The organism is Paenibacillus sp. J22FR83 (genome assembly GCF_059691955.1).
The window spans coordinates 720,476-740,867 of record NZ_JCAUAM010000001.1 but is presented as its reverse complement, the minus strand read 5'-3'; the positions used below and the strand labels follow the sequence as shown (position 1 = coordinate 740,867).

Genomic DNA, 20,392 nt, shown 5'->3' with positions numbered 1-20,392 from the left:
CACCTAGAGGCTAAATTTTTCTCGCTGTTAATAGCCTTCAAATACCGTAATATTTAGTTACATTAAAACCTAGTAAACCAATGTGTTTTTAATGGATGTCTACCGGAAGACCGGCGATGCGAAAATTTCTTGTCGGAGGGGTTAGGATTTATGAAAAGAAAAGGGTTAACTAGTTTAGCATTGCTGCTGGCTACAGGGATTGTCATCAGCGGCTGCTCGGATAATGGATCGAGTGGAGCCGAGCAGAAGATAGAAGCTGAAACCAAGGAGCAGGTTACAATCAAGTTTTGGCACCGCTGGCCAGAGTCACAGCAAGCGTTAGAGCAGGCGATCAAAGAATTCTCGGCAAAATACCCTAATATTAAGGTGGAGCTGCCCGCAATCGCGTCCTCTCAATATGGTGCCCAGCTGCAGGCCGCTGTCGCAAGCAACGACTTACCGGATATTTTTGCCAACACCAATGCAGTTCCTGTAGATCAATTGAACCGTCTTGGTCTCATTCGTGATATTGACGATGTAGTACAAGGTAACAAGGATAAATTTTACGAAGGAACCTGGACCGAGGGCTTTACAACGTTGAGTGGAAAAGTGTATGCGTTACCTCATTTCACGCCGCGCCGTTACGCTCACGTACTCTATTATAACAAAAATGTGTTGAAAAACGCAGGCTTATCGGAAAATGACGTGCCCAAGAGTTGGGACGATCTCGTTGCAGTCGGGGCCAAAATTAAACAGAGCAGCAGCGATGTATATCCATTAATTCTGGGCGTAAAAACGGATTGGCTGGCAAGCGGTTATTTGGGCCAGATGGCCTCGGCCATTAAATCAGAGGTCGTGCCCAACGACGGTTTTAATCTGAAAACAGGACAGTATGAATTCGATTCTCCAGGGTATGTGGAGAGCATCGAGTTTATTAAAAAACTTCAGGACGATAAGCTGCTTCATCCAAACAGTCTGGTGATCGATTATAGGGAAGCATCTAGTTTATTTGCAGGAGGCAAGGCGGCTTTCGTCATCGACGGCACATTTTTGTCCTCAGAGCTTCAGCAAAATAACAAGTTTAACGAATTTGGCGTTGCGCCATTGCCGACGAAGGACGGTAAGCCTCAATATTATGCGTTCCAGGGGGAAACGAAAGCGACACTGCATGTAAGCAAAAATACGAAGCACTATGAGGAAGTCAAGCTGTTCCTGCAGTTCTACATGGATCGTTACTATACCAAACAGCTGGAACTTGGCATCGAGGGGTCACCGATTATCGACCAGAATAAAACAGTGAAGATCGAGAATCCTCAATTCGTTGAAGCCCAGAAAATTCAGGATAAAACGTTTATACTTTCGCCTCATCCGTATACACGCAACCGTGCAGCGGTTCAAGTGAATACGGAACTGAATGGGAAAAAGCCGAAGGAAACGGTCGGTAAAATTTTGGAGGGGTATTTAGCAGGTCAAGTCAAGGATGTGAAAGCCCAGCTTTCGCAGTTGACATCAGGTTATAACAAAGCGTTGCAGGAATCGATAGACAAAGTAAACAAGTCCGGGACATCCGTGCAGCTGACGGATTATCAATTCCCTAACTGGGTCCCTCAGCAACCTTATTCGACAGATAAGTATAACGATTTGAAAAAATAAGCTCGTGCGACAAGAAACAGGGCAGTGGAGGACCTATACCTGAAACTGCCTGAGTTTTGCAGTGAGCCGCAGCCCAGAAGGAGGAACATCCTTGAGACGCACTGCTTCCATCATTCGATGGCCGGCTTCCCGCCGGACGCGAATTCGTTACTTGTGGGCTTACGCCTTGATTGGACCGCAAGTTCTGTTTTTCCTCGCATTTACCGTATATCCTATCGTGATGAGCTACGTGTATTCCTTTTACGAATGGAGTGGATTCGGTCCCCTCGAAAATTTTATTGTGTGGGATAATTTTATTAAGCTAGTCCATGAACATGCGTTTTGGAATGCTTTTCGCAATAGTCTTATCTATATGACTGCTAAGACCTTAATTCTAATGCCGACTTCGCTCATGCTCGCTCTCATTTTGAACCAAGCGCTTTTTAAAGGAAAGGTATTTTACCGAACGGTGTATTTCTTACCAGTTGTAACAACCACATCGACAGTGGGTATCGTCATGAAATTCATTTTCGGGAACGAAAATGCGTTGGTCAACGAGGCACTGATGGGGTTGGGTGTTCTTTCTAATCCGATTCCGTGGCTCGGTCAGGCCGATACCGCAATGCTCGTACTAATCCTAATCGGTTCGTGGAAATTTTTCGGCATGGTGCTGGTGTATTGGCTGGCTGGCCTTCAATCACTGCCGAAAGACGTTTACGAAGCGGCAAAAACGGATGGAGCGAATACACTGCAAACGCTGCGGTACATTACGCTTCCGCTGCTGACACCGGTAGCTGCTGTGATTCTTTTGCTGACGGTGGTCAACAGCATGCACGTATTCGATTTAGTCAAAACCTTAACGGGCGGAGGCCCCTTCTACGCAACCGAGACGGTGGATCTGTACATTTATAATTTCGCCTTCAGCACAAGCGGTTTCCCTCAGATTGGGTATGCGTCGGCGGCGGGTATTGTCTTTGGTGTTGCTATCTTTATATTAACTGCACTTCTTGGTCTCCTTGCGAAGTTGCTGCAGCGGGCAGGAGGCAGAGGATGATGATAAGAAAAAAAAGTCATCTAGCGGATGGATTGTTTCATATCCTGCTGACAGTTTTCGGTATCATCTGGATTTATCCTTTTATTTGGATGATCTTTTCTTCTCTGAAAACGAATCAGGAGTACATCACTTCGGGTTTGAAGCTCCTTCCTGAATCCTTGCAGTGGACGAACTATGTGCGCGCTTGGAAAGTAGGCCACTTTTCGGACTATTTCATAAACTCGGTGATCGTGACGGTATCGACGGTCGTTATCGTTACATTGCTGTGCATATTGACTGGCTACGCGCTTGGACGTGTTCAGTTCCCGGGGAGAAAGCTGCTCGTAATTGTTTTCAGCGCTACGATGTTTATACCGAAGGGATACACGATTATCCCGGTTTATTTGATTGTGAAACAGCTGGGACTCCTTAATACGATGCCCGGTGTCATTTTAGCGGAATCCTCCGGTGCTCATGTGTTGTTCATCCTGCTGTTCATGGCTTATTTCCATGGCTTGCCCAAGGAGCTGGAGGAGTCCGCGGAGATGGACGGGAGTGGTTATCTCCGGATCTTTTGGCAGATCATGCTTCCTCTATCAAAGCCGATTATCGCGACCACGGTCATTATGCAGTTCATTTGGACATGGAATTCGTTTTTTGTTCCGCTGATCTTTACACTGAATAAACCTGAGCTGCGTACGCTTGCGGTCGGCATGTTTTCATTTGCCGGCGAGCATACGATAGACTGGTCTGGTATGGCGGCGGGCGCAACCATATCGCTGTTGCCCGTTATTCTCGTATTTATTGCATTCCAAAAATATTTCATTGAAGGTATTTCAGGTTCGGTTAAAGGATAACCATTTAAGCTAAGAAGGAGGCTGATCTTAATGGAGAAAAAACCGCATATCGTTATTTTCAATCCTGATCAATGGAGGGGGGATGTTCTCGGACATGTCGGAAATGAGGCGGCAGTAACGCCGGTGCTCGACCGACTGGTTGAAACTGAGGCCGTTTCGTTCAGCAGTGCTTTTTGTCAAAATCCGGTGTGTACGCCGAGCCGATGCTCGTTTATGAGCGGCTGGTATCCACATGTACGAGGTCATCGCACGATGTTCCATATGATGCAACCGGATGAGCCTGTTCTTCTCCGCACGTTAAAGGAGCAGGGCTACGCCGTATGGTGGGGCGGCAAGAACGACTTAGTTCCTGCGGAGAATGGCTATGACGCTTACTGTGACACCAAATACAAACCGGACAAACAACCAAGACCAGAGACAAACCTGCACGGATATGATCAGTGGAGGGGTGAGCCCGATGGAGACAATTATTACTCCTTCTACGCGGGGAAGCTTGAAAAAGACCCGGCTGAGGAGGCTTATTATGACAACGATTGGGCGAATGTGTTAGGAGCTATCGAGTTTATCAAGAACGCTCCCGAGGACCAGCCGATTTGCCTCTACTTGCCCTTGCTTTACCCACATCCGCCTTACGGTGTAGAGGAGCCTTGGTTTAGCTTAATTGATAGGGAGAAGTTGCCGTCAAGAATTCCGGCCCCTGACAATTGGGAAGGCAAGCCAAGTCTGCTAAAGGGGATTTACGAAAGGCAAAATCTGCAGACATGGACAGAGGAACGCTGGGACGAGCTACGGGCAACCTATTACGGTATGTGCGCCAGGGTGGATCATCAGTTCGGATTGCTTCTCGATGCCTTGAAAGAAGCTGGCATTTATGATGATACAGCGGTGTTCTTTTTCTCCGATCACGGCGACTTTACGGGAGACTACGGGCTAGTGGAGAAAACTCAAAATACGTTCGAGGATACGTTAACCCGGGTACCCTTTGTCATTAAGCCGCCGAAACACATTCCCATTGTACCGAGAGTCAGCGATGCTTTGGTGGAGTTGATCGATTTCCCCGCTACGGTTGAAGCGTTGCTTCATTTGAAGCCGGAGCACACCCATTTCGGAAACTCGCTTCTACCGCTTCTGGCGGGGGAAACGGATGAGCATCGCGATGCCGTCTTCTGTGAGGGCGGCAGAATCCATGGCGAAACTCATTGCATGGAGAGGGACAGTGTCGCCCAAACGACGTCAAACGGTTTATATTGGCCACGCGTAGGCTTACAGCAGAGTGAAGAAGCGGAGCATACGAAGGCCGTTATGTGCCGCACCAAAACACATAAGTATGTGAGGCGCTTATATGAGTCGGATGAGCTTTACGATCTGCAAAGCGATCCTGGTGAAACAGTTAACGTGATAGAGGATCCTACGTTAGCCGGCGTGCTCGCTGAACTAAAGGACCGATTGCTCACATTTTATCAGGAAACGGCGGATGTGGTCCCGCATAAGACCAATCAACGCTTTTAGCAGGCCGTTTTGTAAGAGCCTATACAAATTGAAGATGAAGGGCACCATGAGTTTAGTAATGCACAATTGAATGAATGATGATAGTTTAATTCCAAAGGGCTGCTAAAGAAGCAGCTCTTTATTTTTTATAATTATAGTTGGCTACAATTACCTTGCTTCGTGTTCACAACCTCAAAAAATTCGACAACACCGGCGAGGATCTCGAGGATTTAATTAGTATAGGCACAATTGGACTCATCAAAGCAATCGAATCCTTCTCCCCGAATAAAGGAACGAAACTGGCCACATTCGCAGCACGTTGTATCGAGAACGAGATCTTAATGCATCTGCGTTCCTTGAAGAAAACACGGAAAGACGTATCCTTGCATGATCCAATCGGAACGGACAAAGAGGGGAACGAGATTACGTTAATCGATATCCTCGGCAGTGAAGCGGATGATGTAGTGGATGCGGTGCAGCTGAAGATTGAGAAGTCGAAGATCTATCGCAATCTGGAGATTTTGGATGACCGTGAGAAGGAAGTCGTCATCGGAAGGTTTGGGTTGGAGCTTGGTGGCGAGGAGCGGACGCAGCGGGAGATCGCGAAGGAGCTAGGTATTTCGCGGTCGTATGTGTCGCGGATTGAGAAGCGGGCTTTAATGAAGCTTTATCATGAGTTTTATAAGGCGAAGCGGTAAAAGAATTGATTATAAAAGCATTGAATTCATTGTAATGGAATCGCAATCTTCATTTATTTGGCATCAAATAATGGAGGCGAAGACAATGACAGCCTTAATTCAAATTAAGCAGGTGAGTAAATTTTACTATATGGGCAGCGAAATGATTTGCGCGTTAGATGACATCACGTTAGACATCGCGCAAGGCGAATTTGTCGCTATTATGGGGCCATCAGGCTCTGGAAAGTCCACGCTGATGAATATCATCGGCTGTTTGGACGTTTCGGATGAAGGCTTATATGTGCTCGACGGGAAGCAGATTCATTCGCTTAAGGATTCACAGCTGGCGGAGATTCGGAATCGGAAAATCGGATTTGACTTTCAGAATTTTAACCTATTGCCGAGATTAAATGCTTATGAGAACGTGGAATTGCCGTTGATTTATCGGGGCTTGTCGAGGCAACAGCGAGAGCCGCTGATACTACAAGCATTGGAATCGGTTGATCTGTTGGATCGCCGGAAGCATTTTCCATCGGAGTTGTCAGGTGGGCAACAGCAACGAGTTGCGATTGCGCGCACATTGGCTGGCGATCCTCCTATCCTATTGGCGGATGAGCCGACCGGAGCTTTGGATTCAAAGACTGGCACGGAGATCATGGATATTTTCAGGCGGCTGAATGATCAGGGACGGACAATTATTGTGATTACACATGACCGGCAGGTAGCGGAGCAGGCGAAGCGGGTTGTAAGGTTTCGGGATGAGCGGTTGGTGCATTAATTGGTTTAATGAATTGTGATAGAACATATATGCAACAGATTAGGGCTATACGAGACTATTTGATTAATCAAGTTAAATGAAAGGGGTTGTGTCAGGTTTTGGTTAAATAACTTAACCACCTTGTGAATATCCATCGAAAAAACCTTTTATCACACTTATTGGCGATTTTGACCTAGGGTGATTCAGCTGCCTCAGCCGGGGGGACCTCAAACAGTTCTAGTGTCTTTGTCAATAGCAATGAGTTTTCGGCAGAAAACATCACGATTCGCAATACCGCTGGGGCAAACAGCAGGGCAGGCAGTATATATAGAGGGAACCGTCGATTGTGTTTTCGGAGCAGCAACAGCAGTTTTCAATCCGGAGCTATTAATACACAATCTGTTGTAGCTGGAAGCGATGGATGGGATCCGATACATTAGAATCCGGAGTTAAGATCAGGAAGTGTTGGACAGTTTGCTGCAGTGGTCCACATCGCAACGTAGAACTTGTCGTGTATTTAAACCTGAATAAAAATATAGATCAGCCCTCATCTCGAAAACAAGTTGGGGGCTGTTTGACGATTGCGTTTACAGCAAGTAGATAATTGAAGATATCGGAGTTCAATAAAATTAGGAAGATTACTGATATCCAAAGAAAATACTTTTTGATAACGCTAGAAAAAGAGCGAAGTAAACGAATGCATTTGCACAACAAAAAAATGATTATTTAAATTTAGTCTATAACGAGGAGGGGGATCTACCAATATGACCATTTAAGTCTCATGTCTAAGCTTCATCTTTAAGTCTCGTACTCATTTTCAACGTTTAAAGCGCTTATACGGTACTCATTGCGATATTCAGTGGGTGAGATGCCTTCGACATTTTTAAAAGAGCGGATAAACGAGTTACGATTGTTGAATCCAATGGAAGCCCAGATATCTTGGATAAAGAGATCGGAATGCGCTAGCAGATCCTTGGCTTTATGGATGCGCAGCTCTTGCAGATATTGCTGAAACGGCATGCCGAGTTCCTTTTTGAGCAGCCGGGACATGTATTTAGGAGAGGTATTATATTTATCTGCTAATAGCTCCAGGTTAATATCTTCATGGTAGTGCTCGTCGATGAAAGGCTTGAAGGCAGTGGTTTCTAAGTTGATCTTGCCCTCTTGGATGATTTGAATGATTTTCTCAAAATAGGTCGAGATAAACTCAGTCATTCCATCAACGGATGCGGTTTCCTCCGACAATACCATGCGGATATAGGCCCGGTAGGTTGCTTCGGGAAGTGTCTTGTCTTTATATTTCAATACTTGCGTTCCTATGTTATAAAAATGCATATATAACTCTTTGATCATCACATCTGAGATGCCGAGCGCAATGTTTTTCTGAATGACGGAATGGAGAAATTCAAAAAAATCTGTCTGTTTGATCGACAACAATAAATTAAATAACTTTTTCTCATCACTGCTGCTAAGAAGATAATGGATGGATTCTTGGTCCTTCTCGCTGTACAGATGGATGCGCTTGTTATCGAATGAGGATAATCGCCACAACGACTTCATCGCTTCCTGATAGGACTGCTGCATACCGATGTAGCCTTCATGGATTTCACCCATGCCCACAAAAAAGTCATTAAAATTCTCATCATGTTGAAATAAACGAAGAACTTCCTCGAAATACGTTGTATATAGGTCCAGCTTCGCATCGGCGGAAAGGTTGATTAAAAGACAAAATACATTGGCTTCGATTTCAAGAAAATAGCTGGGATATTCCGTTGGTACAAGCTCTTTCCAAGCATTAACCATTTTTTGATGCAGGGTGTTTTGTTCAAGCTTCGTATAGTTCACGTAAAATAATTTGGAGAATTTAACTTGGATTAAGCCTATTGCATAATAATCGTGCTCCAAAGAGAGATCGCTTTTGTTGAAAAATGCATTGAGACTGCGATCATCTGGGACACGGTTGAATTTAAGCATCCGCATAAACCATTGCTCAATCGCTAAAGGAAATGCAGAGGAAAGCTTATGATTCAAAGTGTCCATGTTATTCAAAATCCGGTGAATTTCCGTATCCAGCAGCTTATACTCATTGACGGGAGGGGGTGAAGCGGGTGAAAACTTCCCAATCAAGGAACGAATAGGCGCGTATAGATTTTTACTAAACACGATGGAAAGCAGAATGGAAAGAACAAGCGTTACCAAAGACATGAGTATGCCCCAGTTCCTCACATTCTTCATGCTATTAAGGATATCTTCTTCTGGTACAAAAGCGATCATATCCATATTTTTAAAGTAAAAATCATTATGCATCTGAATGGCCAGCATGTTCCGGTTATGGATTTTGAATTTCAGTGTTGGAGAAGTTTGTGACAGGACTTGGTTTATTCCTTTAGTAAGCTCGGGATCCAGCTTGTCGCTGAAATCGGTAGATGCAAGGAGCTGCTTATTCTCGTCAACTACAAAGAGCCTGCTGTTTGGGGTTAGCTTATAATTGTTTAACAATTTTTGGAGGGGCTCGATATTTAAATTAATGACATACAGATCATTCGATCTGTACTCGGCAATGGCTGTTTGTACAATTGGAATAATAAAGGCATCGCCATTGGTTCTCTTGGAGCGTGAGGGCGGAAGAATTTGGAATAGGTTAAGTTTCCCGTCATAGGCTCGCCAATAGGGCTCCGGATACTTGTCCAAAGGGGCAATCGATTTGAAAAAAGAAGCTGCTGGGTATGTCCCTTGATCACTAACAATCAGGCTATCCTTTCTTTTGTAGATAAACACGCTGTCCACAAAATCGTTCATCGAATTAATCCGGTTTAATGAGCGAATGCTTTGCGATACAATAGCATATTTGGCAATACTGTCGACGTTATAGTCCGAAGAAAATAGTTCGACAATATTGGCGTCCAACGAAAGTAAAAAATTAGATTGATAAATACCATTAAACACATTATTGAGAGATGAAGCCACATTGGAAAGAGATTTATTGTAGTTGTGTTCAAGCGCTGTTTCAAAATATTGCAGATTCACGCGATTCGTAATTAAATTAACAGTCTGAATCAATAAAGAGATAACTAGAAAGAAAAAAAAGAAACGATAGAGCAAGCTGCGGAAGCCACCGTTCTTGAAATTCCGTATCTTCGCTAGCATAGCAGAATCCCCCCCTTCAGACGCTATGTTAACAAATTATATTTTTATGTTCATCTTGTGTCAAGTGTATGTAAGATAAAGTTCCATTAAAGTAGAAAAATGATACAAGTTAAAGAAATGTCCTACGGGGAAAGCTTAGAAATAGGCGATTTTTATTGCGTTTACTCCAGATTGTACGTTTCGGAGCGGAATGGAATGTGATTATATTAAGTTTAGGAACCAACCCAAACAAGGAAAGCTGGAAGGAGGGGGAAAAATGAGAAATGATGTAATGAATTCTAACATCGAGAAGCGTGTTGTTTTGAATAAAAAGAAAGGAGCGTATCGGGGGCGTTCGTATTTTAAAAGAAATAAGCATTACTATATTTTGCTTCTTCTGCCGATTGCTTATTTTATTGTTTTTCGTTATGGACCGATTATCGGAAACGTGTTGGCATTTCGCAAGTTTGTTCCGGGTGGTTCCATGTATGGCGTTAAATGGGTGGGTTTTACTTATTTCAAGTTGTTTCTACATGATATTAATTTTTGGGTAGCTTTTAAAAACACATTGCTTTTAAGCATATATCATTTGGTCTTAACATTTCCCATCCCTATTATATTTGCCTTATTGGTCAATGAAATCAAAGCGGGCAAAATCAGAAATGTGATTCAAACCATCTCTTATTTTCCGAATTTTGTATCCACGGTTGTTGTTATCGGGTTGATGAAGGAACTGCTTTCACCTACAAACGGGCTCATCAATAAACTTTTGAGCGGTCTGGGCGTGCAACCGATCTTTTTTATGAACGAGCCTGGATGGTTCAGGACGTTGTATATCACATCGGATGTATGGCAGTTTATGGGGTGGAATGCGATTATTTTTGTAGCAGCCTTAACAGCGGTTGATTCTCAATTGTACGAAGCTGCAGAAATAGACGGCGCAGGGCGATTGAAGCAGATTATTCATGTGACGATCCCGCAAATCATGCCTACGATTTCTGTTGTGTTCATTCTGTCATTAGGCCAATTGCTGAGCTTGGGATTCGAGAAGGTTTTGCTTATGTATACCCCAAGCAATTCGCAAACCAGTGATATCATCGATACTTTCGTGTTTCGCATGGGTATTCAAAGTCACAATTACAGCTACGCCACAGCAGTCGGGCTGTTTGGAGGACTTATTGGGCTTATATTGGTTGTTTCTTCCAACTATTTGTCCAGAAAGCTGTCGGGATATTCTTTATATTGAGTACAGAGGTGAGCATGCGTGTCTTATAGAAGAACAGTTAGCTACAAAATATTCATGTGCATCAATGCTCTTCTCATGCTTCTGGTGGTCGGATCGATTCTGCTGCCTTTTCTGCATCTTCTTGCGGTATCCTTAAGCGATTCGGCCGCTATTTTGGGCGGGCATGTCACTCTTGTTCCAAGCGGATGGAATGTGGGGTCGTACCAAAGGATTTTTCAGAACCCCAGCATTTTTATCGGCTTTAAGAATGGCATCATTCAAACGGTTGTCGGCACAGCTATTGGTGTTTTTATGCTGACCATATGTGCTTATCCCTTATCCAAGCCTATAAAAGGGAGAAAAATATTAATATTGTTCATCATGTTTACAATGTTTTTCAGCGGAGGATTAATACCTACATATATGCTTGTCAAATCTTTGGGGATGATTGATACCATATGGGCTCTGGTGATACCATTCTGTATTATGCCTTATTATTTAATGATTATGATTACATTTTTTCAGGGTATTCCCGAAAGTCTTGAGGAATCTGCGATGATTGACGGCTTAAACCCCATGCAGATTTTGTATTACATTATACTGCCGCTTTCCAAGGCTATTATCACTACCATGAGTCTATTTCTAGCGGTTTATTATTGGAACAATTGGTTTAATGCGATGATTTATTTGAACAGTTCAAACAACTACCCGATCATGATGATCGTTCGCAACATCGTAGCTGGTGCTGACATAGCTTCCAACAATTCCGGAGTAACGGACAGTACAACTTCCGCTTCGCTCAAAGCAGCTGCCATCATGGCTACAACGCTGCCAATTATGTTGATATTTCCATTTGTACAAAAGTATTTTGCCAAAGGTGTTATGTTAGGTGCGGTTAAAGGATAATTCGAGGAGGAATGAGTATGTATAAACCATTTGCCATTAAAAAAACCAGAAAGTCTACGTTAATTGCCACCGCTCTAATGGTCGCAGCGGTTTCATTAGCAGCTTGCACTAAAACGGATTCTGCTACAAGTTCGGATTCTCCTGTCGCCACACAACAAGCGGATACAAACGGCAAGACTGTGAAATTAAGCATGCTATATGATGATAACCCGTCCTATCCCTTCAATAAGGATTGGAAGGTTTTGAAGGAACTGCAGGATAAAACCAATGTTAGCCTTGATGTTCAGGCAGTTCCAGACTCCGATTTTCAGAATAAAGTGAAAATTGTACTTAGCTCAGGAACAATACCCGATATGGTCACGAGCGTGGAGCAGTCGACTTTAATGGAATTTGCAGAAAGCGGTGTTTTACTGCCCATTAGCGATTACTTGGATAAATTGCCGCACTTGAAGCAAAAAATTGAGCAATACAAAATAGCTGACGAGCTTGATAACTGGAAGTCCTCGGACGGGAAGTTATATGTTCTCCCTTTCATGAACGAGGCAGCACTTTATAACAGAGCTCCTATGATAAGAACAGATTTACTCAAGAAATATGGGCTGCAAACACCTACCAATATGGAAGAGTTGTATAACGTTCTGAAAATAATGAAGGAAAAAGACACGACAGGATTTCCGTTTGTTAACACGGTGGCCGACTCCCTGCTCTCAATTGCCGGAGCCTCATGGGGAATTGATCCGAGCTATAACGGATTTATCTACAACGCCGGTAGCAAAAAATATGAATATGCCTATACGAGCGATAACTACAAGAAGTATGTAACTTATTTGCACCGCTTGGTAAGCGAAGGACTTGCTGATCCGGAAATTTTCACTTCCAGCCTGGATCAATGGAAGCAGAAGCTGGCAAGCGGCAAAAGTGTATTTACTTATTATTGGATTAGTGAACTGGGACAAATTAATGCAGATGGTAAAAAGAATGTTAGCCCGGATTTCGAGCTGGCGCCTTTAGCGCCGATTGCCGGACCAGGCGGTACAAAAGCAGCTTACTCCAACCGCATCTACCATGGTACCGTGATTCCGGCCAGTGCGGCGAAGAAGCCCTATTTTGAACAACTATTGAAGTTTGTGGATTTTTTATACAGTGATGAAGGAAACGGTATGGCCACCTGGGGGTTTGATGGACAGACATTTATGACGAAGGATGGGAAGAAAGATTTCACTGACACTGTAAAAAAAGCGCCTAGCATTCAAAAGTCTTTATGGGAAATTGGAGCTTCCAACAATAACTACACGTTGCTGTTCCCGTACGATTGGTTTATTAAAGTGCTGAATAATAAGGAAGTAGGCACATTAACGGAGGAAGCAGTTAAGAAAGGCTGGTTCCCTGCAATTGTCAAGGTTCCCAAGCTCAACGCGGATAAGAAGGAAGAAGAGAATTTCGCGCTTACAGGAGTTAACGATTACTTCGCCAAAATGCAAGAGCAATTTGTATACGGAAAAGCATCCATTGATAAAGAATGGGACAACTATGTGAAAGAGATGAATACCAAGGGAGTAGACAAGCTACTCAAGATTTATAATGATTCTCTAACGAAATGAGGTGCTCCCATTGAAACTTGGCATTGATATGCATCATGGCTTTCTGCAACAGCCCCTGTCTGTTGAAAAGGCATTGGAAAAAGCTAAATTCGAAGGATATGAAGGCGTTTATTATAAGTCTCCCTTAAACATCTCCGAGAACCTGGATGCTGGAGCGCTGAAAGCTGCAAGCGAATGCGCCAAGGATTTGGGGCTATATATCGATTTGGGCATTGGCCGCGTAAATCCGTTTAATACGAATGAAACACAAGAAGTGTGGCTGCTTGGTGGAGGAGATTATCGTTTGGCTATGGAAAAAATGATTGCCGCTTCGGCCAGTATGGGGGTTAAAGAGCTGATCGGGGTGACGGCCGGGTGGAAAGGTGGATATTCAGGCTACCATGTATATGACCGTTTTCGGACTGATGTCACTTGGGAAGAACAGCTGAGAGCGACGGCATCATTCTTGAAGCGTTTGGCCCCTGCGTTAAGAGATTCGGGTACGCGCATTAATCTGGAAACGCATGAAGAAATCACCTCTTTTGAAATACTCAGACTTATTGAAGAGGTTGGCGAGGATGTGCTGGGTGTAGCTCTGGATACAGCTAATGTAGTGGCGCGCGGTGAAGATCCATTGCAAGTTGCCAAGCGGGCCGCACCCTACATTCATCAAATGCATGCCAAAGATTGCATTCTGTACTTTTCTAAGAATGGATTGATTCGTCAGGTAAAACCAGCTGGCCAAGGAATCGTAGATTTTGCTGCGATCTTCAAGGAAATAGCGCCTTTTGAACCTGATTTGCATATCCAGATAGAAGACCATAAAGGGTTGATGCATTGTGACCTGTTTCTGGAAGAATGGCGCAACAGCCATCCCGATTTAAACATGGCGGATGTTACAACGCTTATCAAGTTGGCTCGCCAGTGCGAGGAACGTATCGTCACAGGAGAAATTATGGCTCCTGCAGAATATGAGCTGCCTTTATATGAACAGCAAAGAGACGAACGCCTGGATTATGCTCGAACTCATCTAAAAGCGATGCTGAGTGCTGCGCTTTACGCATGATGAATTGGATGCAATCCAATTCAATTAAACCATTTAATCACAAAGGAGGAGTGACAACTATGATGCAAGAACAACAACCCATTCGAGTTATCGTTATTGGGGCACATCCGGATGAGCCGGATATTTATGCAGGGGGTACGGCAGCTTTATTCGCAGCCCAGGGTCATAAGGTTAAGTTTTTATCACTAACCGATGGATGTTGCGGTCATTATGAGCAAGAAGCTTCGGAACTGGTCAAGAGACGTACAATGGAAGCCAGGGAAGCAGCCAAACGGTTGGGAATCGAGGAATATGAAGTGCTTCTGGATACACATGATGGAGAATTGCTACCTGATCTTCAGACAAGAAAAGAAGTCATTAGGCAAATTAGGGCGTGGCAGGCTGATGTGGTTATTGCTTTTCATCCAGAAGGAGGAAGCCATTCGGACAATCGTTATGCCGGTAAGGTAGTAAGTGATGCCGCACCATTTGTTGCCCAGCTGCCCAATGCAGTTCCAGAAATGCCAACTCTGAGTAAATCGCCATTATTTCTTCTTATGCCCGACTATTCCATGAAAGCACACTATTCGGCAGATATTGTTATAGACATTACAGCGACTTTGGATAAAAAACTTTTGGCTTGTGATGCGCATGCCTCACAATTTTATGAATTTACACCATGGTGTATAGGTACGCTCGATAAAGTTCCAACCGATTGGGAAGGGAAGCGACAATTTTTATTACAAGGCTGGGCACCCTTCTTCGATGTATCAGAAGAAATGCTGCCAAGCTTGAAAAAATGGTATGGGCCGGACCGAGCCTCACAAATCCGTTATGCCGAGCCTTTTGAAATCGCTAGCTACAGCCGCAAGCCAGATGAAGCAGAAATTTACAGGTTATTTCCTATGCTGGCTCAAGCCTAAATGAACATTCTGAAGGAGGGTTTGAATGGAACAGAAACAGTCTATTCGAGTACTTGTGATCGGAGCTCATCCGGATGAAGCTGATATGTATGCCGGAGGTACTGCTGCCTTATTTGCAGAGCGGGGAGACAAGGTTAAATTCCTTTCGTTAACGAATGGCGAATGCGGACATTATCTGGAGCGAGGTCAACAGGTAGCTGAAAGGAGAAAAAAGGAAGCAAAAGAAGCGGCTTTGTGTTTGGGTATCGAAGAGTATGAAGTGTTGGACACGCCTGACGGAACATTGGAGCCAAATATAACTTTCAGAAATGTAGTAATTAGGCAGCTTCGTCATTGGCAGCCGGATATTGTTATCACCTTTCATCCGGAGGGGGGAATCAGCCCTGATAATCGATACACAGGCAAACTGGTAAGCGATGCTCTGCCATATGCAGGTGTAGCGGGTTATTTACCGGAAGTGCCCTGTTTAAAAAACAGGCCTTTAGTTCTATTGATGCCCGATTTAACTATGATTAACGATTACATCCCGGACATTGCCATTAATGTAGGAACTACCATCGAGAAGAAATTGTTAGCTTGTGATGCACATGCGACGATGTTTTATGAATCGATTCCATGGTCCAAAGGGATTCTGGACAAAGTGCCTGTAAAGTGGGAGGATAAGCGGCAATACTTGTTGGATGGCTGGTCTACGTTTCATGTTTCTCCAAGGATGATGCCGGGGTTGAAGAAATGGTATGGGGATGAAAAAGCGGAAAATATCCGTTATGCCGAGCCCTTTGAAATCGCTCGATATGGCAGTCAACCAACCTTGGAGAAATTGAGAGAGCTGCTGCCATTTGGTGAGTCAGAATAAGTGAAACTGGATACGGAGGTAATCTTGTGCCGAATATAGCATTCCTTAGTTGTTGGAATCCTTATCATGCCAGAAGCTTTGCGCGTGAATTGGCAGATTTTCCAGAGGTGCGTATAGTTGCGCTTTGGGATGACGATCCCGTACGCGGGAAAGCTTTTGCCGAAGAGTTTGGAACTGTGTTCGAGCAGAATTTGCCAGAGCTTTTGTCAGATTCTAGTCTTGATGGCGTCATTATCGATAGCTCGCCGGAGCAAGCTGCTTCTCTGATTGATCAAGTCGCGCGAGCCGGTAAACATATTTTGGTGGATCAGGTGCTGGCGTTGACATTAAAAGAAGCAAATATGCTATCTTCCATTATCCTGACTTCTGGTATCCACTTCGTTATTGACATGTCGTTGAAGCATTGGCCAGTGAATCTTGGAGCCAAGCGAATCGCTGAATCCGGAGTTATAGGAGATATAACAAGCATTAGAATCCGCAATGCCCATAACCTTGCAGGCGAAGGAGCGCTGCCTTCCCAGTTCTATGAATCATCTTTGGGTGTATTTACGGACTTGGGCGCTCACACTCTCTATCTCATGCTCTGGATATTGGGAAAGCCGGCTGCTGTAATGGCCATGACTTCCCATTATAAAGGCAGAGTACCTGAAGATAATGCAGTCGCCATTTTCGAATTTGACAACGGAGCCATCGCAATCTGCGATACCAGCCACGTAGCGGAACAATCCCCTTTCTCCATTGAGCTTTATGGATCCCGAGGAAGCTATTTAGGCGGAGGTGCAACGGGTGAGCATCGAAAGCTTATGCAATCATCTATTACCACCGTTCGCGTTTTTACCGCTAATCACCATGATGCCCTGCCGCTTCCGGAGGCATCCGAGTCCTCGCTGTCGTTATGGATAAAAGCAATTCAAGGCGGAAGTGCGCTTCCTAACGGCATAAACGAAGCAGTGGAACTGTCTGAAATCCTTGAAGCGCTGTATTGGTCGGCGCAGAGCGGTAGAAGAGTTTCACTGAACGAGCTGAACCGTGAATAAACTATAGTACAGGCTTAAAACAAAAAAAGACTGATTTAATGATCTGGAATTGAGGTCTATAAGTTCATACCATGAGGATGGATTGGGGATAGGGTATGGGAGAGCCATATGATTTAGTAATCAAAAACGGCAGTGTGGTTATGAAAGACGATATCCGTAGACTGGATATTGGCATTCGAAATGGGGTTATTGTAAGGATTGGCAGCAGATTAGAAGAAGAAACAAAGCATGAATTAGATGTCGAGGGCAATGTTGTTATGGCAGGTATGATTGATGTACATGTGCATCTTAATGAGCCTGGATTAGTAGATTGGGAAGGTTTTATAACAGGTTCAGCGGCGTTAGCGTCAGGTGGATGCACAACCTATTTTGATATGCCGCTTAACAGTATACCGCCAACGGTTACTCTAGATGCGATGAATCGCAAACTTGCAGCTGGACATAGCCAATCTTATATTGATTATGCACTATGGGGTGGATTGGTTCCTAATCATCTGGATGATCTGGAAGAATTAGTTGCAGCCGGAGTCATCGGATTCAAGGCTTTTATGTCATCGCCTGGCGATTCAAGCGAGAATGCTTTTCGTGAGGTGGACGATCTTACGCTTTATGAAGGCATGAAGCGGATAGCGAAGCTGAATAAAGTATTGGCTCTCCATGCAGAGAGCGAGTCGATCGTTTCGAGTTTAGCAAAAACAGCTCAAATCAATGGGCGTTTCACTCCGACAGATTATACAGCATCGCGACCGATTATTGCGGAGCTGGAGGCGGTAAGTCGCGCTATATTTTATGCGGAGCAGACGGGCTGTCCCTTGCATTTTGTTCATATCAGCTGTGAAGCATCCGTTCAAATGATTACGAAAGCGAAACGTCAGGGATTAGATATCACGCTAGAGACTTGTCCGCATTATTTAATATTTACGGATGAAGATCTCGAAACTCAAGGTACTATTGCTAAATGTGCACCACCGTTACGCAGCAGCTTGGAGCGAGAACGAATGTGGGGGGCGTTAAAGCAAGGTTTAATCGATATAATTGCATCGGATCATTCGCCATGTCCTACTTCTATGAAAATATCAGACAATATCTTTGAAGCATGGGGAGGTATTGCCGGAGCTCAGAGCTCTTTAGAATCTATGCTGGATGAAGGTCATGTGAAACGTGGCATTCCTTTAACGGAACTAAGCCGGATGTTGTCATTAGCTCCTGCACAGCGGTTTGGGCTTCATCCCCGCAAAGGGGAAATTCGAGTTGGGGCAGATGCGGATCTGGTTATAGTAAATTTGAATAAAGGATATACTCTGGACTCAAATCAATTATTGCAGAAGCATAAGCATAGTCCCTATCTAGGTAAATATTTTTCTTGTAAAATCACATCGACTCTCAACAGAGGAATTATTGTTTACGATGAAATCAAAGGGATGAATGAAAGCAAACAAGGCATCTGGTTGCGCTAAAAGGGGATTATCTTATGAAGTGAAATGTAAGTTATGCTCTGCAAATCACTGAGCTACTTTGAGGGCGTGCACCCAATCCCTGCACAACAGAATTAAAGACTAAAAATACAGTCATGAGGTGAGGAGTGTTAACGATGACGAATAGCGAAGTGGGTAGAAGAATTTCGATCCTTCAATCCAAGCTTGCAAAAGACGGCATAAGCGCCTTGGTTGCGTTTGCGAACGGAGCGGGAGAAAGCGCTGGTACAGTAAGGTACTTGACGGGTTGGATGCCGCAGTATTCTATCGCGTTTCTTGTCGTGCCGGTTGCCGGAACACCTGTATTGATCTCGAACGACAAAAACAGAGCACGTGCTTTTCAGATGCGCTTCGGCGGAGAGGGGCAGATCATCAGAGCAGCCAGTCTTACGGAGTCGCTGCAGGAAGTCCTTATGACTACGGCTCCTCTAGGGACAGCGATTGCGCTGACGGGAGAATTCGATTTTACTTCGAATCAAGCCGCCGAGTTTCTTCCTCTCTTTACTCCTTATGAGCTCGTGGATGGCACTCGGATTGTTAACAAGCAGCGCTTGGAGCGTACGCCGTTTGAGGTCGAGAAACATCTGAAAGCGACTGAAATGGCAGACAAGCTCGTGGCTCATGCGATGAATATCGCTTCGGTCAAAGGAATCACCGGGGCGGATATTATGGCAGAGGTGGAGTACCTTGGACGCCGTTTAGGCGCAGATTCGGCCGGGTGCTGGCTAGCTATCGGAGAACGTCCCGCCGAGACGTATTTCGAGTTGTTCGAACTTACGCAATCATTCACTCCTGATTCGCGTCTACAGATCGGGGCTACCGTGTGCCTTGATGGGTATTTTTCTCAAGTGCTCCGCATCGGTACATTTAAAGAGCCATCGAACCAGCTCACAGAGACAATTGACGCTATTATTGCCATGCAGGACGCTGCGCTTGCAAAAATGGTGCCTGGCACTCCGATCCATCACATAAGCGATGTCCTGGAGTCCATGATTGACGACCACTGCCCATACACGCGCAGGACTGACCCTTTCCGCTTCCAAGCTTGTCATGCGATGAGCAATAGCTACGTTGATCCTGGGATTGCGCCGTTTCTTAACGCCAATCGGGATAAATCACTAGACTCGGAATCGCCGGTTGTGATCGAAAATCAAATCTATGAAGTGCACCCTAATTTCACTATGCCTGAACTTGGTCACGTATGTTCGGGTGATGTGGCGGTAGTAGGGAGCAACGGGGCGAAATGGATTTCGAAGTTCCCACGGGGGATATACCGGCTCTCCTAAGGAAAGGACATAGTGAAAGGTAGTGCAGAGCGATGCGTATTGGGATCGACGGCAGAAAGATCATAGGACTGGATGAGTTTTGATATTATTTTGTAATTTTTTGGGATTGTAGAGTTGTACTAAGAAGAGCTAGGGCTGGTGCCTTGGCTCTTTATTGCTGTTATAATTCTAAAAAAAGAAGTCATATTAAGACCTTTAATTTAGAGGGGGAAGACCTTTACTTTAATTGTAAGCGCAATCCAAGTAGATGCTGAAGATTGAGAAGTCGAAGATATATAAGAATTTAGAGATATTGGATGATAGGGAGAAGGAAGTTGTGGTCGAAAGGTTTGGACTTGAATTAGGCGGCGAAGAGCGGAATGTGGAATTGCCATTGATCTATCGCGGATTATATAAGGAAACAGCGAGAGCTGCTTGTACTCCAGGCGCTAGAAGCGGTGGATTTGCTCGACCGAAGGAATCACTTTCCTTCGGAGCTGTCTGGCGGAAAACAACATTGTGGATCGCAAG

General features: G+C 44.5%; 16 protein-coding genes and 1 pseudogene. 16 read left to right on the top strand and 1 reads right to left on the bottom strand.

The window, feature by feature from the left end; translation table 11 throughout:
• Positions 1 to 150 precede the first annotated feature (150 nt).
• From AC58PV_RS02480 to AC58PV_RS02455, 6 genes are all read left to right on the top strand, one after another.
• Positions 151 to 1,632: an ABC transporter substrate-binding protein gene (locus AC58PV_RS02480; RefSeq protein WP_497430706.1), complete on the top strand. Its 1,482-nt coding sequence runs from the start codon at positions 151 to 153 to the stop codon at positions 1,630 to 1,632.
• Positions 1,633 to 1,723: 91 nt separating this feature from the next.
• Positions 1,724 to 2,665 carry a carbohydrate ABC transporter permease gene (locus AC58PV_RS02475; protein ID WP_497430705.1) on the top strand — a complete coding sequence of 314 codons (942 nt, stop codon included), beginning with the start codon at positions 1,724 to 1,726 and terminating at the stop codon, positions 2,663 to 2,665.
• Entirely contained in the window at positions 2,662 to 3,501 is an 840-nt protein-coding gene (locus tag AC58PV_RS02470; RefSeq protein WP_497430704.1) for a carbohydrate ABC transporter permease, read from the top strand. Before AC58PV_RS02475 ends, AC58PV_RS02470 begins: the two co-directional genes overlap by 4 nt.
• A gap of 30 nt (positions 3,502 to 3,531) precedes the next feature.
• On the top strand, positions 3,532 to 5,010 hold the full coding sequence (locus tag AC58PV_RS02465) for a sulfatase family protein (protein WP_497430703.1): 1,479 nt from the start codon (positions 3,532 to 3,534) through the stop codon (positions 5,008 to 5,010).
• Between the two features lie 137 nt (positions 5,011 to 5,147).
• A complete protein-coding gene (gene sigK, locus AC58PV_RS02460; RefSeq protein WP_497430702.1) occupies positions 5,148 to 5,687 on the top strand; it encodes an RNA polymerase sporulation sigma factor SigK in 540 nt (179 codons plus the stop codon).
• An 85-nt stretch (positions 5,688 to 5,772) separates the two neighbouring features.
• Complete coding sequence (locus AC58PV_RS02455) at positions 5,773 to 6,444, top strand: ABC transporter ATP-binding protein (RefSeq protein ID WP_497430701.1); 672 nt, start codon at positions 5,773 to 5,775, stop codon at positions 6,442 to 6,444.
• Positions 6,445 to 7,221: 777 nt separating this feature from the next.
• Here AC58PV_RS02455 and AC58PV_RS02450 read toward each other — a convergent pair.
• The gene (locus tag AC58PV_RS02450) at positions 7,222 to 9,570 is read right to left on the bottom strand and encodes a helix-turn-helix domain-containing protein (RefSeq protein WP_497430700.1); all 2,349 of its coding nucleotides are present in this window, start codon (positions 9,568 to 9,570) and stop codon (positions 7,222 to 7,224) included.
• Between the two features lie 256 nt (positions 9,571 to 9,826).
• Between AC58PV_RS02450 and AC58PV_RS02445 the strand changes: the two genes are divergently transcribed.
• From AC58PV_RS02445 to AC58PV_RS02400, 10 genes and pseudogenes are all read left to right on the top strand, one after another.
• Positions 9,827 to 10,795: an ABC transporter permease gene (locus tag AC58PV_RS02445; RefSeq protein WP_497430699.1), complete on the top strand. Its 969-nt coding sequence runs from the start codon at positions 9,827 to 9,829 to the stop codon at positions 10,793 to 10,795.
• Positions 10,796 to 10,813: 18 nt separating this feature from the next.
• Positions 10,814 to 11,680 (top strand): carbohydrate ABC transporter permease, encoded by an 867-nt coding sequence (locus AC58PV_RS02440; protein ID WP_497430698.1) that lies wholly within the window; start codon positions 10,814 to 10,816, stop codon positions 11,678 to 11,680.
• A gap of 17 nt (positions 11,681 to 11,697) precedes the next feature.
• Positions 11,698 to 13,281, top strand: a complete 1,584-nt coding sequence (locus AC58PV_RS02435; protein ID WP_497430697.1) for an extracellular solute-binding protein — start codon at positions 11,698 to 11,700, stop codon at positions 13,279 to 13,281.
• A gap of 10 nt (positions 13,282 to 13,291) precedes the next feature.
• Positions 13,292 to 14,326, top strand: a complete 1,035-nt coding sequence (locus AC58PV_RS02430) for a sugar phosphate isomerase/epimerase family protein (RefSeq protein ID WP_497430696.1) — start codon at positions 13,292 to 13,294, stop codon at positions 14,324 to 14,326.
• Between the two features lie 59 nt (positions 14,327 to 14,385).
• On the top strand, positions 14,386 to 15,228 hold the full coding sequence (locus tag AC58PV_RS02425) for a PIG-L deacetylase family protein (protein WP_497430695.1): 843 nt from the start codon (positions 14,386 to 14,388) through the stop codon (positions 15,226 to 15,228).
• A gap of 25 nt (positions 15,229 to 15,253) precedes the next feature.
• On the top strand, positions 15,254 to 16,084 hold the full coding sequence (locus tag AC58PV_RS02420) for a PIG-L deacetylase family protein (protein ID WP_497430694.1): 831 nt from the start codon (positions 15,254 to 15,256) through the stop codon (positions 16,082 to 16,084).
• Between the two features lie 26 nt (positions 16,085 to 16,110).
• The gene (locus tag AC58PV_RS02415; protein WP_497430693.1) at positions 16,111 to 17,121 is read left to right on the top strand and encodes a Gfo/Idh/MocA family protein; all 1,011 of its coding nucleotides are present in this window, start codon (positions 16,111 to 16,113) and stop codon (positions 17,119 to 17,121) included.
• 95 nt (positions 17,122 to 17,216) lie between these two features.
• Complete coding sequence (locus AC58PV_RS02410; protein ID WP_497430692.1) at positions 17,217 to 18,578, top strand: allantoinase; 1,362 nt, start codon at positions 17,217 to 17,219, stop codon at positions 18,576 to 18,578.
• Between the two features lie 134 nt (positions 18,579 to 18,712).
• Entirely contained in the window at positions 18,713 to 19,882 is a 1,170-nt protein-coding gene (locus AC58PV_RS02405; RefSeq protein WP_497430691.1) for a M24 family metallopeptidase, read from the top strand.
• Between the two features lie 250 nt (positions 19,883 to 20,132).
• Positions 20,133 to 20,240 (top strand): annotated as a pseudogene (locus tag AC58PV_RS02400) (RNA polymerase subunit sigma-70); the annotation flags it as partial.
• Positions 20,241 to 20,392 lie beyond the last annotated feature (152 nt).